Genomic DNA, 17,509 nt, shown 5'->3' on the forward strand with positions numbered 1-17,509 from the left:
GATCTTGTCTGAACTAATACACTGTATTTTATATTACTTAAGCTTTTTAATGCCAATTAATACACAGATGGCACCGCCAATAATACCCGCCCATGCTTCTATTGGTGTATCACCACTGAATGCACGGCTTAACTGCGAAACCGCCGCATCATACACGTCATATCCCCACATAATTAAAGCGATACCTATAACGATTAAAACAATACCTATAATCTTATTACTCATAAACACCTCTAATCTCTAACGTACATTATTTAATAATATTTACTTAAGTGTGCTTTAAAACTTAAGGTAAGTTTTTATTTTAAGTCAAAACACTTAAAATAATTTAATCGAGCTCTAATTGAGCACGTTCAACGCTCTCACTAGGTAACTCTTTTTGTACCGATACACCAAGCTCTTTAAACTCTGATGCTTGTTTAATTAAATTACCTTTACCACGGTATAATTGCGAGAACGCTTTGTCGTAACTTTCTTTCGCTTTATCAAGCTGCTTACCTACGCCTTCCATACTCAATAAAAAACCATTGAGCTTGTTATAAAAACGCTCAGCTCGATTTGCCAACTCTTTTGAATATTTGGTTTGCTCTTCAAAACGCCAAAGCTGTTTAACAATATTTAAACTAGTCAGCAGGGTAGTGGGGGTGGCTACTAATATATTTTTTTCGATTGCTTGTTGGTAAATATCACTTTGATATTTAAGCGCCTCAACAAAAGCTGATTCTATTGGTACAAACATAATCACCACTTCTGGCGAGTTAATACCAGGCAAACGGTCGTAAGATTTACTCGCAAGCTCATTAATACGTGCTGTAACCGCATTTACATGCTCTTTAATCGCTTGATTAGCATCTAACTCATTTTCAGCATTTACGTAGCGTGTATAAGCATTTAATGATGTTTTAGCATCAATAACTAAGTGGCGTCCTTGTGGTAAGTACACAACTACATCAGGGCGTAAGCGGCCATCTTCAGTGTTAAACGACACTTCGCGCTTGTAATCAACACCTGCGCGTAAGCCTGCGCTATCTAACACGTTTTCGAGCATGAGTTCCCCCCAATTACCTTGGGTCTTCTTTTGCCCTTGTAGCGCGTTACTGAGCTTGTCGGCTTGATCTGTTATAGCTTGGCTTTTGGCTTGTAAATGCAGTAGCTCAGTTTTTAGCGCGGTCCGTTGCTTTATATCTTCAACGTGTATTGATTCCATTTTTTCTCTAAAACCTTTTAGCTCGCCTTGAACTGGTTTTAATAATTGCTCAATGCTTTCTTGATTTAAGGTTTTAAAGCTTTGTGATTTTTCTTCTAGAATTTTATTGGCTAGATTTTCAAACTCTTTTTTGAGCATATTTTTACTTTGCTCAATTTGCGCGAGTTGCTCGCTAAAGCTTTGCTGTTTCTGCTCAAGGGTGGTGCGCATATTATTATACTCAACATCGCGTTGATTATATTGCTCACGAAGCATTGTAAGCTCGTCTTCGGCTTTGCGCCAAAAATGGTTGTATTGAATGCTTTGTTTTTCTTGTTCGCTAAAACGCGTTTTAAAATGCTGCGCCTCATCGCGCTGCTCTTGGTGAGTATGTTCGAGTAGTTCGTGGTCCTCGAGTAAGGTGCTGTATTGTAGCTCTTTATTATCAAACTGATTTTGTAAGAGTGAAAGCTGTTGTTGTTGTTCGCTTATTTTTAGGTGTAGCTTTTTGCGAAGCTGCGCAGATATAACACCATAAAATACAATACCTAAAATAGCACCAGCGCCTGCACTTAACCAATCGATGTTAGTGAGTATTTGAGTGAGCATAAAAATAAACTTATAAGATTTAGAGACATGCCATCATAACCAATAACAAGCAATAGAAGTAGAGGAGCAAAGAAATTACAGACATAAAAAAACCAGCTCAAATAAGCTGGCTAAATATTACTAAATTAAGTAATCAAAGGGAAAGTCAACATGTACCCGAGCAAGCTGCAACTTAAATACGCATTTGCCAAAATAAATTACATTATTTGGCTAAGTTGTATAACAACAGGTATTACAGTAGACCGGTAAATGAAGTAATTAATTCAAAAATAATTTAATAACTTTCAGTGATACCAATCAGCATAAGTATTTGAACAACTGAACGAATTAAATCACTTCATACCAAAGCAGATTGGTACAAATTCGTTTATCTGAGTAGTGGTTGATTGGAATTGGCAAATTTTAGGCATAAAAAAAGCCAGTTCAAAATGAAGTGGCTTAATTATTACTAAAATTAGTAATTAAATAGGGGGAATCAACATGAAAACTTGTATTAACTGCAATTAATCAACAAGCATAATAGTAGACGCCTGTTTTTAAATTAAGTTCAGTAAAAACTCAAAAAAATTTAAATAATATTTAAATGATGAATTTTGACCATAAAAAAAGCCAGTTCAAAATGAAGTGGCTTAATTATTACTAAAGTTAGTAATTAAATAGGGGGAAATCAACATAAAACTTGTATTAACTGCAATTAATCAACAAGCATAATAGTAGACGCCTGTTTTTAAATTAAGTTCATAAAAAAATAAAAAATTTTAAAATAACTGCTAGCGCTATATTTTAGACATAAAAAAAGCCAACTCAAAATGGGCTGGCTCAATCATTACTAAAATTAGTAATCAAATAGGGGAAATCAACATAAAACTTGTATTAACTGCAATTAATCAACAAGCATAATAGTAGACGCCTGTTTTTAAATTAAGTTCATAAAAAAATAAAAAATTTTAAAATAACTGCTTAACACTATATTTTAGACATAAAAAAAGCCAACTCAAAATGGGCTGGCTCAATCATTACTAAAATTAGTAACTAAATAGGGAAATCAACATTATCGCTTGTGTAAACTGCAATTTAACAACAAGCAAAGTAGTAGACGCACTTTAATTAATTAAGTTCAAAAAAGATTCTAGTTTTTTATTAATGACAACATTTGCTGTTCATCAAACTGGGTAAAACTCATTGATTTATCAGTAAATAATGCATCAACTAAAGCTTGCTTATCTTCTTGCATTTTAAATACTTTTTGCTCAATTGAGTTACTCATTATGAGTTTATATACAAACACAGGGTTAGTTTGGCCAATACGGTAAGCTCTATCAGTCGCTTGTTTTTCTACAGCAGGGTTCCACCATGGATCAAAGTGAATAACTGTATCGGCTTGTGTAAGGTTAAGACCTGTGCCGCCGGCCTTTAAACTAATTAAAAATACCGATGTTTTACCGCTAGTAAATTCATCAATTACTTTATCTCGATGGCGAGTTTGTCCTGTAAGTAGACTAAAATCTATATTTATTTCATCTAGGCGCTTAGCAATTAAGTCGAGTGCCGAAGTAAACTGGCTGAATATAATTACTTTACGACCAAGGCTCAGCATCAATGGTAAATGGGTCGTGAGCCATTCTAATTTAGCAGAGCCAGCTTGCGTATCAGGCTCTATTAATTTAGGGTGACAACAAATTTGCCTAAGCTTTAATAATGCTTCTAAAAAGGCTAGTTTACTTTTTTGAACACCTTGCTCTGCAAATAAGTCTATTAACTTTTCTTCAAGAGAGCGTGTAATCCCCTGATACATTTCTTTTTGTTTAGGTTCAAACTCAAACTCTTTTGTTATCTCTGTTTTTTCAGGTAACTCTTGAGCTACTTGCGCTTTAGTACGGCGCAATATAAAAGGCATAATCAACGCTTTTAACTGTTCAGCACGTTCCATGTCAGCTTCACGTTCAATTGGAGTTTGAAAATGTTGCTTAAAATGGGCTTGTGAACCAAGTAATGATGGCATAGCAAAATCGAGTAAAGATTTAAGCTCAAGTAAATTATTTTCGATTGGCGTACCACTTAAACATAACTTAAAATCAGCATTAAGTCGTTTAACTAAGCGCGATACTTGTGCTGTGTCATTCTTAATGTATTGCGCTTCATCGAGAATTATATTTTCGAAATATAATGGCGAGTAATATGCTATATCACGTTTTAACAGCGGATAAGTTGTCAGTATGCATTGCGATTGAGCAAGGTGCTGTAGTGGCTCGTTTCGATGAGAACCAAAAATAGTTGTCACTTTTAAGCCTTTAGCAAACTTAGTTATTTCATTTTCCCAATTACTCACCAAACTTGTCGGACACACGATTAAAGTAGGGCCAGCTTGCGGACGATTATACGTGCTAGTTAAAAAAGCAATCACTTGCAGTGTTTTCCCTAAACCCATATCGTCAGCTAAAATACCACCAAGCTTATGACGTTTTAAAAAGCTTAACCAATCAACGCCCTGTTGTTGGTATTCTCTAAGCTCTACCGACTCATTTAAGCCATGTAAAGATACCTTTGGCATAGCGTGGTCGGTATTATTTAGTTCTTGTAAGTAAAGCTCTAAAGAGTCGTCATGAAGCTCAACATTTATTGCGGTGTGTTTTACAAGCTCAGGCAAGTACGAAAGCGGAATATTAAATTCGTCTCTTGTTTTTACAAACTCAAAGCGTTGCTTAAATTCAGTTAGTAAATTAATAGCTGATTTATTGATAACGCCAAATTGACGACCCATTGGATAGTAATGAAATAGCTCACTTTGACGATTTAATGATTGATAAGTTAAATCTTCATTATTAAAAAGTAGCGCAGCTTTTGCACCACTAAGTAATACTTTACAATGCATTTGATGCCCTGCGGCTCTATTCGCATAAAGTGTAACTTCGCTTTGTGGATTGGCAACTGTCATTTTGCTAATCGCTACTTTCCAACCGCGCTCTTTAAAACTTGGAAATACTTCATAGGTAAGCCAATGTAAATGAATAGGGGACTGCTTGGTAAAAACAAACTCACTTTGTAAACCCCCTTTACAAAACTCAAAACCTAAATTCACTAATTCATTTTTAACGGTATTTTCAAACGCATTGTTTATTAAGCTAGCAGGCGCTGCACCTGCTAAATAATTCTTGTTTTTATACTTAAATAACAATGAAAGCGTTAAGCCTTGTTCACCCGTAGTTACTTTTAAAACAGCATTACTAGCTGCTTTAGGTAGCGTTGTTTGTGAATTTGTTGGATGTGGTATAACGCCCGCACCAAAATTATCTGCTAACTGCTTATAAATTCGATCGAAGTTAGCACTATGTAAAGCGGGTATTGTTTGCAAATGTGCGATTTCATCAGCGCTTAATGGCGTACGTATACGCCCTATTTTTAAATAATCTAAATCTATGTATGTAGGTGGCGTTGTTTTAATCAGTGCCCAATTTTTGCTTTGCTCTAAATTAATACCCAACTGCGTTAAATCTTTTTCTTGTTTCCAATTAAAGTTCAGCGCTTGGGCACTTTGTGGCTTAATTGCAACACGAGAGCGTTGTAAAAATAATCGTTCTGTAGCAATAAGTTGTTGCAACGCATTAAAACCCCATAAACCTTTGAGTTCAATATTACCTACAGCATTTTGTGAACGGATCCAACTATAAAGTCTAAAATCACTTTCGAGTAAATCATTCGGGGTTATAAAGCTATTAAGTTGCTGATCGGTAAGGTTACGACCTAATGTGTAATTTTGATCTTTATCATAATTAGCTATTTTAGGTGATAAAAATACTTTGTTATTTTCAATATCTAATACAAAGAGTAAAACTTGCGACGGTATTGTTTGCTCGGCGCTTTTGAGTGCGCTTAACTCACTAAACCAATCATTAATAAAGTAATCTTCTCCGTATTCACCAGAGTGCTCTATTTTTAGTTTTAATAAAATTGCTGCTAGGTGACGGCATTTAGTTTTTATATTACACGTACAATGTGTATCAACCGAATAACCAGTTGGTATTTTACTGATCTCTATACGCTGATTGAACGGTGTACCGTTATCACCTTGCACAGTTGAATCAACAACAGAAAAGTTAGAAGTATGCTCTAACCAACTGATTTTTCCGTTTTTGTAATACTCTTTACCTTTGGCTAGCACATTGGGTCGAAACAGCTTATTTATAAAGCGTTCTGAAAGAGGAAACTGAGTAGCCTGCTCATTTTTAATTTCTTCAAAAATAGCCAGTAAATCATTTTTTGATAAGTTAGCAGACATGTCACTCTAAGGATTAGTTTTTAAAAATAATTCTGCCAGTATATGCCTTATGCGCTCTGAGCTAAAGCTATATTAACGCAATATAAACTGGTTGGAGTTGATTGGTTAGTAAAAAATCGGTTTATAACTAAATTTAGAATGGATTTTGTTGAATAAATTGCAAAATGTTGCTGATTCAAAAAATAAAAACAACTTAAATAATAGTTAGAGCGCTTTTAGATCAGAATTTTACTAACACTTTTTAAAACATATGGTGAATAGATAAAAAAGAGGCGAATAGTTAGTAAAAAAATGATCTACGCAATAAAACAGGCTAAATAAGCACATTAACGGCGTGTACAGATCAGATTTATACTAACTAAATAATATTGCAGATCAATATTTAACTAACAAAACAAACTGGATAGATCGCTATTTTACTAACTAATTAAAAGCACTTAATAGCTTTGTAAGTTGCTCTAAGCGCTTGTCTGTCATCACTTTGTTGTTTATTTTTATAGAAACATCGCCACTTTTAAGATTTCGTTGAAGTGAAACAAAATCATTTTCGAGAACAGCTTCGCGTTTTACTGTAGTTTGCGGTTCAGCTGTTAAGCATTTAGTAACAGCGATTGCACGCTTGTCGTCGCTTGTAATCGCGTTAATGTCATTGTTACTTGCTAGCTCTTCAACCAACTGATTAAAGCTCTCAGGATCACGCTCCTTTGCAATAACAAGCTTTTTAGCAACTTCTCTACCAACATGGTTAGCCGTAGGATAAAGCGCAATAACCTCAGCTGGTATTTGTTCATAGGCTTTAATTGCATCTGCAATGGCAGTATGCGAAACACCTTCAAGAGCAGCTATTTCTCGGTAAGATCCTTTTTTACCTTGTTCAATTAATTCATTTTTAGTTTGTTGATAAGCTTGTCCTAACTCCCATAAACTTGGTGCTATGTATTGATCAGATGAAACAGCCAAAATTTTTGCATCTTGTTCAGTAAAGTCACTTGAGCTAAGCACTAAATAATCAGCGTTACCTAGAATACAGGCCATACGACGACGTGAACCTGCAAGCACTAAACTTTTGTCACCTTGATCCCAAAGCAAAGCAGGGTGCTGATTTCGACCATCATCGCTAATTGCAGGAAGAATATCTGATACTGACTTTTCGTTCAGAAGTGCCTGTACGCGACGATTTTTGCCATATACACCAGTGGTAGATTCAATATCAGCATGTGCGATCACTTTACAAACAAGCGTAATTTGACGAGCAGGGTCGCTCGGTGCAGGCATTCTAATTACATCGCCAGCATTCGCTTGTTCTAGTAATGCATCAAGACTACTGCTGCCCACAGCTGTTGCAAATGGATCTAAGCGGGTGTCATTTTTACGTTTTTTAGCCATTTTTATTTAACATCCTTACTTAGGCGTATTTAATTTTGATTGTGTGGATTGCCAATTAGATCGAATTAGCATTTCAAGTTCGTCAACAACATCTTTAATGTTTTCTTGTGCACGCATAAGCGATTCACGACTGGCTAAACTATCAGACGCTTTTTGATCAAAAATAGTATTAAAAGATGAAGAGCTCGCTGTAATTGCAGAACTGTGGTTAATTGGGTAACTCATTACTTGGCGGCCAAATGCACTTCGAACATCTTTAACAATATCGCGTTGTGAATGGTTACCTTTTACATAATTGGTCACAAGAAACTGCATAAAGTCCCAACCTTCATGTCCAAGCGCAGCAACAGTATGATAAATCTCGCCTAACCTTTTTAGATATTTATTGTTTGCATCAAAATCGACAGCTTCAGGATGAACAGGAATAAGCATCGCTGTAGATGCCATTAATGCATTATAAAACATAAAGTTAAGAGTTGGAGCTGTATCAATAAGTAAAATATCAAACTCATCTTGAACCGGCTCGATTACTTTTTCTAATAACTTATGATAATGGCGAGTTTGCTCATAATTTGAAGTATCTTTTAATAAAGTGGCAGTTTCGTGCTCAAAATAAAAGTCATCCATACCCGATGGTAAAACGCGAATATTTGGAATATGCGTAGGTAAAAATGAGTTTGATACAAATTCAGGCCATGTTTCGCCTTCGTCTAGATCTATGCAATCGCGCATTAAATCACCAACAGTAATTGGATCATGTTCGCTAGAGGGGAAGAAGCTAGATGATGAACCTTGTGGATCTAAATCAATAATACCAATGCGATAACGTTTAATATTGGTTGTAGCAAGTGCCGCTGCAATATTAACCATACTGGTTGTTTTACCACAACCGCCTTTGAGGGAGTTTATAACAATAACTTGAAGTTTGTCGTCGCTAGTGCGGTGATCAGGCTTGATATCCATAATATCAGCCATTGCAAAAATATTTACAAGTGTGTAAGCATAATGGCCATTTGCACCGCGTTTTATGTTTAAATCATCAAAATCACCATTATCATGGCGTCTTTTTAAGGTACGATTATTACAACCTAGTAAATCGGCTGCTGCTTTTTGGGTGTATGTTCTTAACTCTTTTTCTTCGGATTTAAGATGAGCGCGATAATGTTGAATACGTCCTTCTAATGACTTTTCTGCAACTTCAGCAGTCGCTTTTAAGAGTCGATAGGTATTTAGCGCATTATTGTTGATAGACATACTTTCCTTCCTCAAAGTTAGGCAGTAAGTATAATGTCCATTCAATTTGCTGTAAACAACTATTTATGGCGACATGCATTTTAAAAAGAAGACATCTAATAATATTTTTACATCATTAATATTGCTTAGTATAAATAAAGAAGTTTAAAGGTGGTTAAATATATAAGGTAATAAAGGTTAAGGGTGTATAATTAGCATATAACTTGATGATAAATATGAATAATATTAAAAAAAGCAGATCACCTTTATACTTGGTTAAGATCAGATCTTTATTAACACTCAGATCAGCTTTTTACTAAGGACTAATTGAGATATATAGTTATGCACAGCTTACTCATTAAGTTATGAACAAAAACACCTCTTGAGATCCGATTTTTACTAAGTAAATTATAAAGTTATGCACGGGTCTACTAGATAAAAGGGGCATTGAATTAGTATAGATCTGATCTGTAGTAAGTACAGATCAGATCTATTCTAACTCGATATTGCTTTATCCACAGGAGAATTACTTAAAGGCGTAATTTGTCGTGTTTAATTTAATAAAATATCAATTACACTGGACAAAATAATAGCTGAGTTAGTAAAAAAGAGATTTATAACTCACTTGTTAGTATAATAATGATCTGAAAACACCAAAAATTGACAACAGTTGGTATAAAAGTGATCTGAATGTTTTATTTAAAGTCAGATCACTTTTATACTAACTTAAACATTTAACTTTTCTTGTTTTATGTGTTGTTATTAACTGTCGCAATAAAAATGGAAATAAGAACAATGAGCCGAAAGGTCAACATCTCGGTAGATAACTTGCCTGATACACTAAGAGGCCAAATTCACGGGGTGGAAAGTGCAATTGATAACGAGAGTTTAGCACTATTTACAGATAATAAAGATGTTCGCATTTCTATTGAAAATGCTGCTCATGGATTACGTGCTTATTCAAATACGTTTAATCACTATGATTTATGGGGACGCTTTGTTCGTTCTGGCCATAAGAAATTGCCGCTTGAAGAAGCACCGAAAAAAACAATCATTACACGTAAAATATCAGAAAAAGTGGACGGTATTTTATACGATGGCGAAATAAAAATAACACCTGCTGTTGTGAGTACTCGTAAAGATGGCGAAGACGTAGAATATTTGGTTTGGCCATCAGATAGAGAAGAAAAAGTAGAGCGAGCCTTAATTCGTTTGGCTTCAAAAGGTAAAATAGTAAAAATTAATTTTAAGTCCGGTATTCAATATGCCGTGGTATTTTCTATGAACGAGTTAGCGCAAGAACTCAAAGCGGTAGGGCAATCAATGCCGTATCCTGCAATTAAAGAATCACTTGAAGCATTACAAGGCTCTAAACTTTCGTTTAAATATTCGGCAACAGATACAAAAAACACTGACATTGATGATTCCTTTTACGAATCAAACATGAACTTTTTATCGTCACTACATTTTAGTGGGAAAAAAGGTCAAGGCGGCAATGTTAAATGTGTAGCTTGTTTAAATGCATTTGTTCATAACATGATTGATAACCTTGAATACAAAGGGTATTACTTTAATAGCGCACAAGAATTAAAACGGGGATTATCGCGTTGGATGATGCTTCGTTTGTACCATCTTTGGCGATATGCTGCTCCAGGTAAAACATATCATTTTAGATTGCTTTCTATTATGGAAAAGTACGGTTCTATTTATTCTACTGACAATATTACAGAGAATAAATTAAAAGCATTACGCCGTGATATGACAACAACAATGAAAGATTTGATTGAAAAAGGTGCTATATCAGAATACAGCATTACAAACGTCAAAGATGACAAAACTGGTAATATTATTGATTACACATATGAGATGCATCCATCTGATCAATTTTGTGACGAAATACTGACATTAAATAAGCATAACAAACGTATTGAGATTCAAGGTGGTAAACGCATTGTTGAAAATGCGGTTTTGATAGATGAAGATAAAATTGAAGAGATAGTAGAAAAATAGCAACGAATTTATTTTATTATCCAATAAACTACCTAAAAGGCCACTTAATGTGGCCTTTTTAACATAATCATTTATCTACTTGTTCTAAGTAAAGTCTGTTGACTAAAAAGTCATAATCTCGTTTGCGTGGATGGCTTAATGGTTTTTCATAGTTTTGTAATATGCCAAGTTTTACATCGGGTTCCGGATTAATTAAGATAAATGGCAATGCTGCACTAACGTGATATCTATTTTGTGCCGTGTATCTTACATTTACTTGGGGACTTACGCGAGTAGGGCGGCGTATTCGTAGTTTTTCTTTTTCACCTAAACTAGCAACTCGTGCTTGTTCTTGAGCTACAAGTAATTGCCACTTTTGCTGATCGATCATTCTTGGGTTTCGATAACCGGCCGATTTATCGAGCATCTCTAGTGCCATTTTTTTAGTAAGTGTTTTTGTTGCATGTTTGTGCATCCAGGTAAACCTAACTGAAAATGGGGATTCACTCTCACTATGAATTTTACGATATGCAGCAAGCGTTATTAAATTTGGTATAGCATTGTGAACAGCTTCAAATCGCGCATCGTTGCTATCAATAGCTAAAATACATTCTTTAAATGTAGCTTTAGCTTTATTCACTTGGGCTATACGATTATTTAAAGCATGTTTATCTGCATTTTTAATAACAAGCAAGCCTGGGTGCCTTTTTAAAACACGACTGCTTAAGCCCGATTTTTTATAAATGTCAGAAAAGGAGTGAAGGATTGCTTTTTGAGCCGGAGCGCCCGATATTTTAGAAACGATTATAGATTCTGGAACTTTACTTTCATCTATACTACTAACATCAGGTAACTGATAGTACTCTGCTTTGGAAAATTCACACTCTTTCAGTTCTTCAATTAACCTTAAAGTTAACTCGTTCATTAAATCAAACTGACTTCTAATTTGTACCTTAGTTACCATTACACACCTCAAAGAACACATCTTACTAGGCCAATATTATTACATGCACTTTGCCTTGTCCAAATAAATAATAAAGTCTACTCAGTGCTAATTTCTATCTATTACTCAAATATAGTATGATGTGTTCTTTGTTTAAAGTGAAATCCCTAAACAAAGAATTAAACTTTACATATTAGATCTTTGTATTACATCAACCAGTTAATGCGCTTAGTTCTGAATTGGCTGATTAACTAAGAGTAGGGAAGGTGAGTTAAACGAACTTATATCGTATTAGTAACACGGTAATGAGACTAAATATAAAAGTTTTTAACTTCAGCATCATTCTAAAGATATCTCTACCATTTGGGTTTTTAATCATGATAAACACTATCGTGTTGGTAGAGAAAACGTAAATTGCGTACCACACCTTTACGTTTTGGCGCTTGTGAATCTAGTTCTGTTTGTGAATACTTTACTATGCAAATAAATGATTAACACCCGCTATATCATACATTAATGCCTGCACATAGTAGTTGCTAACTATTAATTAAATTTCACTGTAAAGTTAAGACTACATTACACATCATTTAAGTATGATGTGTTCTTCATTAAGTTACATATAATAAACCCTTATGCTCTATTTATTCTCAATGCGCTAAAATTGCAATTAGCGCTCTATAATTGCTTGTATTTAAACACTTTAGTTTATTAAAGATAAAACTAAAGTGTATGTTATATAACCACATGGATTAAATAACATTACTATTATACTTAACTCATAACTAAATAATTGGTAAATAGTGAATTTAGTCCTTGAACATAGGGGCCTGCATACGGTAATTTCTTCTTATCAGGTAATGTAGGAATGAGGAAAGAACATGCAATCGTGGAACCCAAATAGCTGGAGAGAGCTGCCAATACTGCAGCAACCACAGTACCCAGATCAAGAAATACTTAAATCAGTAGAAGGCCAATTAAAGACGGCTCCGCCTTTAGTTTTTGCTGAAGAAACAAGAAGCTTATTTAAACAACTTGAAGATGTGTGCGAAGGCCGTGCATTTTTACTTCAAGGTGGTGACTGTGCAGAGTCGTTTAGCGATTTTAATGCAGCTAACATTCGCGATACATTCAAAACAATTTTACAGATGGCAGTTGTATTAACATACGGCGGTAAATGCCCTGTAGTTAAAATAGCGCGTATGGCTGGTCAATACGCTAAACCTCGTTCAGCAGACTTAGAAACAATTAATGGCGTGTCTTTACCATCTTACCGTGGCGACATCATTAATAATATTGAGTTTACTGAAGAAGCACGTATACCGGATCCACAACGTTTAATGACGGCTTATCATCACAGTGCCGCTACGTTAAACTTATTACGTGCATTTGCACAAGGTGGCCTAGCCGATCTTCACCAGGTTAACCGCTGGAACATGGGCTTTGTTGCTGCAAATCCACTTAAAGAAAAATACCAACAACTTGCAGATAAAATTCAAGACGCACTAGAGTTTATGGAAGTGTGCGGAATTAACTCTACAATTGCGCCAAGCTTAAAAGAAACCGATTTATACACTTCTCACGAAGCTTTATTACTTGGTTACGAAGAGGCGCTTACTCGTCGCGACCATTTATCGGGTGATTGGTACGATTGTTCTGCTCACTTTGTTTGGATTGGTGAACGTACTCGTCAACTAGACCATGCACATATTGAATTTTTTAAAGGCATTAAAAACCCAATTGGTGTTAAAGTTGGCCCAGGTATGGACCCAGATGACCTAATTCGTTTAATTGATGCATTAAACCCAGATAACATTCCTGGTCGTTTAACGCTAATTACGCGTATGGGTGCAGACGTACTGCCAGAAAAACTCCCAGCGCTAGTAAGAAGAGTTCAACAAGAAGGCCGTAAAGTAATTTGGAGCTCAGATCCAATGCACGGCAATACTGAAAAAGCGACATCAGGTTACAAAACGCGTAACTTCGATAATATCATGCGTGAGATCAGTCAGTTCTTCGCTGTACACAAATCAGAAGGTTCATATGCAGGTGGTGTTCACCTAGAAATGACAGGTCAGCACGTAACAGAGTGTACCGGCGGTGCTTACGGTTTATCTGACGATGATCTAGCGCAGCGTTACAAAACACAGTGTGATCCACGCCTTAACGCCGACCAAGTATTAGAGTTAGGCTTTTTAGTCGCAGATTTACTAAAAGACGCACGTAAATAATATTTGTTAATACTAAAAAAACCGCTTAATTGCGGTTTTTTTATTTCAAATTTGATGAGTAAGTTAGTACTTACGTCGCTCCAAGTCTGTTTCTATAAGTATTTTTGCAGAAATTTCTTCAACAGAATGATGCGTAGAATTAAAGTAAGCTATTTTGTGACGCTTATACAACATTTCCACTTCGCGCACCTCAATACGGCACTGTTTAATTGAAGCATACTTAGAGTTAGCCATACGTCGATGCCTTATAGCCGCAAGCCTCTCAGGGTCAATCGTCAGTCCAAATAACTTATGTTTATAAGGGACTAAACATTTAGGCAAACCTTCATTATCTAAATCTTCTTCTGTAATGGGGTAGTTAGCCGCCTTAATGCCGTACTGCAGTGCTAAGTATAAGCTTGTCGGTGTTTTACCACTTCTGCTAACGCCAATTAAAATGATGTCTGCCTCGGAAAAGTTTTTAATATTTCCGCCATCATCATTCATAAGAGCATAGTTAACCGCATCAATTCTAAAATCATAACTTTTTTCGTGGATAGAATGCGTACGATGCATTTTTGGAACAGGAGCTACATTGAGTTCTTTTTCTATTTTTTCGCTATACGTAGTTAAAAAATCATACGTAACTGCATCAGCCGATTTTATAATTTCACTTAAATTGTGATTCACAAAAGTAAAAAACACGAAAGGCTTTTCACCTGTTTTTGCAGCAGTTGCATTAATTAAAGCTTTAATTTCGTGCGCTTTTTCTTCAGTTTCTACAAATGGAATTGTTTTATGATTAAAATCGATAGGAAACAACGACAAAGTCGCATGCCCAAACACCTCTGAAGTAATTGCTGTTCCATCTGATATATAAAAAGCAGTTCTCATAATTAACCTTTTTATTGCGTTTAAATCCCTAAAATGGGTTTCCCACGGTTTACGTGAGGACTGTTGCCAGTGTAGAATGATGACGACCTTTATAAAAGGTTTTCTTTCTTAACTCTCACAGTTAGACCTACAATTTGTTTTTTTTGGAGAAAGATCCGTGCAAGAATACGTTCTCTGGTATCAAAAGCTTGGTATGCAAGATGTTCCTCGAGTTGGCGGTAAAAACGCGTCACTTGGCGAAATGATTTCAAACCTCGCAAACGCTGGTGTACAAGTACCGGGTGGTTTTGCAACTACCGCAGATGCTTTTAATGAGTTTCTAGATCAATCAGGACTCACCGCCAAAATTCATGACATCCTAGATACACTTGATGTTGATGATGTAAATACACTCGCTAAAGTCGGTGCCGATATCCGCCAATGGATAATCGACACACCATTCCAACCAAACCTAGATCAAGCCATTCGCGACGCATATAGCCAACTCCATGGTGATACTGCAGCAGATGTTTCATTTGCAGTACGTTCATCAGCTACCGCTGAAGATATGCCAGATGCATCATTCGCAGGCCAACAAGAAACTTTCCTTAACGTTGTCGGTATCGATTCAGTCATGGTCGCTATTAAACACGTATTTGCTTCATTATTTAACGACCGCGCAATTTCATATCGTGTTCACCAAGGTTACGATCACCGTGGTGTTGCGTTATCAGCAGGTATACAGCGCATGGTACGTTCAGATAAATCAGCATCTGGCGTAATGTTTAGTATCGATACTGAATCTGGTTTCGAAGACGTTGTATTTATTACATCAAGCTACGGCTTAGGTGAAATGGTTGTACAGGGCGCGGTTAACCCTGATGAATTTTATGTTCATAAACCAACACTCCTTAAAAATAAACCTTCAGTAGTACGTCGTAATATTGGCTCTAAAGCCATACAAATGATTTACTCAGAAGACAAAGCACATGGTAAGCAAGTAGACATCGTTGATGTTGACCCTGAGCTTTCTAATAAATTTTCGATTACAGATGAAGAAGTGCAAGAACTTGCCAAGCAAGCTGTAATCATTGAAAAACATTACGGTCGTCCTATGGACATCGAATGGGCAAAAGACGGAAACGACGGCAAACTATATATAGTTCAAGCACGTCCAGAAACTGTCCGCTCAAACGAAGACTCAAACGTAATGGAACGTTTTCAATTAAATGGCACAAGTAATGTACTTGTTGAAGGCCGTGCAATTGGTCACAAAATTGGTAGCGGTGTTGTACGTGTTCTTGATTCAATCAAAGAAATGGACCAGGTACAAGTAGGCGACATTTTAGTTACCGATATGACCGACCCTGATTGGGAACCAATCATGAAACGTGCAGCAGCGATTGTTACAAATCGTGGTGGCCGTACGTGTCACGCGGCAATCATTGCACGCGAACTTGGTATTCCGGCAGTTGTTGGTTGTGGTAATGCAACTGATTTAATTAAAGCGGGACAAGAAGTAACAGTATCATGCGCCGAAGGCGATACCGGCTTTATTTACGAAGGTATTTTAGATTTTGAAATACTAACGTCACGCGTTGATAAAATGCCAGAACTACCAATGAAAGTCATGATGAACGTGGGTAACCCCGATCGCGCCTTTGACTTTGCACGCTTACCGCATGCAGGTGTTGGCCTTGCGCGAGTTGAATTTATTATCAATCGTATGATTGGCGTTCATCCAAAAGCGTTATTAAATTTTGATGCGCAAACAGATGCATTAAAAGCAGAAATTACTGACATGATTGCCGGTTACGAATCACCAGTAGAATTTTACATAACAAAACTGGTTGAAGGTATTTCAACGCTCGGTTGTGCTTTTGCACCGGAGCGTGTAATTGTGCGTATGTCTGATTTTAAATCAAACGAATACGCAAACCTAGTTGGTGGCCAGCAATACGAGCCAGAAGAAGAAAACCCAATGATTGGTTTTCGTGGCGCCGCACGTTATATCTCTGAAGACTTCCGCGATTGTTTTGCACTAGAATGTGAAGCTATAAAACGCGTAAGAAACGACATGGATATGGCAAACATTGAAATCATGATCCCATTCGTACGTACCCTTGAAGAAGGTAAACGCGTAATTGAATTACTAGAAGAGCATGGCCTTAAACGTGGTGAAAATGGTCTTAAAGTAATCATGATGTGTGAGCTGCCTTCAAATGCATTACTTGCTGATGAATTTTTAGAAATGTTTGATGGTTTTTCTATCGGCTCTAACGATTTAACACAGTTAACGCTGGGTCTTGATCGTGATTCAGGTTTAATCGCACATTTATTTGATGAGCGTAACCCAGCAATTAAAAAGCTACTTTCTATGGCAATTAAAACAGCTAAAGAAAAAGGCAAGTACGTAGGTATTTGTGGTCAAGGTCCTTCAGATCACGAAGACTTTGCAGCATGGTTAGTAGAGCAGGGCATTGACTCTGTTTCACTAAACCCAGACACAGTAATAGAAACATGGTTATACCTAGCTAAAAAATTAGCAAAGTAATAAATAGGTAAGCTATAAAATATGCCAGCAATGTATTGCTGGCATTTTTTTTATACCCAATTAAAAGTAAGTTAACGGGCTAATTTTTTATCTAAATAAGCACATGATTTAGTTAACGCCTTTTGACAAAGTGATAAGTAATGTCGCGCTTTAGGGTAGTAAAACGAAAAACACAATAAACCCGCCATAAAAAATATAAGTGAAGGCTAAGGGCGTGTTGATCTTTGTGGATTGAAATTTGTTCAATCTAGGG

10 protein-coding genes are annotated in these 17,509 nt (G+C 36.1%); 3 read left to right on the forward strand and 7 right to left on the reverse strand.

Annotated features, from left to right (window positions below; all coding sequences use genetic code 11):
- Positions 1 to 33: 33 nt before the first annotated feature.
- From DO88_RS10140 to DO88_RS10120, 5 genes are all read right to left on the reverse strand, one after another.
- Positions 34 to 225 carry a DUF3185 family protein gene (locus tag DO88_RS10140; protein ID WP_007378812.1) on the reverse strand — a complete coding sequence of 64 codons (192 nt, stop codon included), beginning with the start codon at positions 223 to 225 and terminating at the stop codon, positions 34 to 36.
- A gap of 103 nt (positions 226 to 328) precedes the next feature.
- Positions 329 to 1,795 carry a DNA recombination protein RmuC gene (rmuC, locus tag DO88_RS10135; protein WP_033039196.1) on the reverse strand — a complete coding sequence of 489 codons (1,467 nt, stop codon included), beginning with the start codon at positions 1,793 to 1,795 and terminating at the stop codon, positions 329 to 331.
- 1,129 nt (positions 1,796 to 2,924) lie between these two features.
- A complete protein-coding gene (locus tag DO88_RS10130) occupies positions 2,925 to 6,071 on the reverse strand; it encodes a DEAD/DEAH box helicase (protein WP_033039199.1) in 3,147 nt (1,048 codons plus the stop codon).
- A gap of 423 nt (positions 6,072 to 6,494) precedes the next feature.
- Positions 6,495 to 7,457 carry a transcriptional regulator gene (locus tag DO88_RS10125; protein ID WP_033039201.1) on the reverse strand — a complete coding sequence of 321 codons (963 nt, stop codon included), beginning with the start codon at positions 7,455 to 7,457 and terminating at the stop codon, positions 6,495 to 6,497.
- 15 nt (positions 7,458 to 7,472) lie between these two features.
- Positions 7,473 to 8,711, reverse strand: a complete 1,239-nt coding sequence (locus DO88_RS10120) for an AAA family ATPase (protein ID WP_007378808.1) — start codon at positions 8,709 to 8,711, stop codon at positions 7,473 to 7,475.
- A gap of 774 nt (positions 8,712 to 9,485) precedes the next feature.
- Here DO88_RS10120 and DO88_RS10115 point away from each other — a divergent pair.
- Positions 9,486 to 10,700 carry a hypothetical protein gene (locus DO88_RS10115; RefSeq protein ID WP_007378807.1) on the forward strand — a complete coding sequence of 405 codons (1,215 nt, stop codon included), beginning with the start codon at positions 9,486 to 9,488 and terminating at the stop codon, positions 10,698 to 10,700.
- Positions 10,701 to 10,767: 67 nt separating this feature from the next.
- Here DO88_RS10115 and DO88_RS10110 read toward each other — a convergent pair whose 3' ends face one another.
- Complete coding sequence (locus DO88_RS10110; RefSeq protein ID WP_007378806.1) at positions 10,768 to 11,643, reverse strand: DNA replication terminus site-binding protein; 876 nt, start codon at positions 11,641 to 11,643, stop codon at positions 10,768 to 10,770.
- An 857-nt stretch (positions 11,644 to 12,500) separates the two neighbouring features.
- Here DO88_RS10110 and DO88_RS10105 point away from each other — a divergent pair.
- Positions 12,501 to 13,850: a class II 3-deoxy-7-phosphoheptulonate synthase gene (locus tag DO88_RS10105; RefSeq protein WP_008134407.1), complete on the forward strand. Its 1,350-nt coding sequence runs from the start codon at positions 12,501 to 12,503 to the stop codon at positions 13,848 to 13,850.
- 63 nt (positions 13,851 to 13,913) lie between these two features.
- On the opposite strand, the gene ppsR is transcribed toward DO88_RS10105, so the two are convergent.
- Positions 13,914 to 14,723 carry a posphoenolpyruvate synthetase regulatory kinase/phosphorylase PpsR gene (gene ppsR, locus DO88_RS10100; protein WP_007583184.1) on the reverse strand — a complete coding sequence of 270 codons (810 nt, stop codon included), beginning with the start codon at positions 14,721 to 14,723 and terminating at the stop codon, positions 13,914 to 13,916.
- A gap of 157 nt (positions 14,724 to 14,880) precedes the next feature.
- Here ppsR and ppsA point away from each other — a divergent pair, with 157 nt between their 5' ends.
- Positions 14,881 to 17,256 carry a phosphoenolpyruvate synthase gene (gene ppsA / locus DO88_RS10095; RefSeq protein WP_033039204.1) on the forward strand — a complete coding sequence of 792 codons (2,376 nt, stop codon included), beginning with the start codon at positions 14,881 to 14,883 and terminating at the stop codon, positions 17,254 to 17,256.
- Positions 17,257 to 17,509: the final 253 nt, after the last annotated feature.

It is taken from the genome of Pseudoalteromonas sp. S3431, from assembly GCF_000690035.1.
In the GTDB taxonomy this organism is placed as follows: Bacteria; Pseudomonadota; Gammaproteobacteria; order Enterobacterales; family Alteromonadaceae; genus Pseudoalteromonas; species Pseudoalteromonas fuliginea.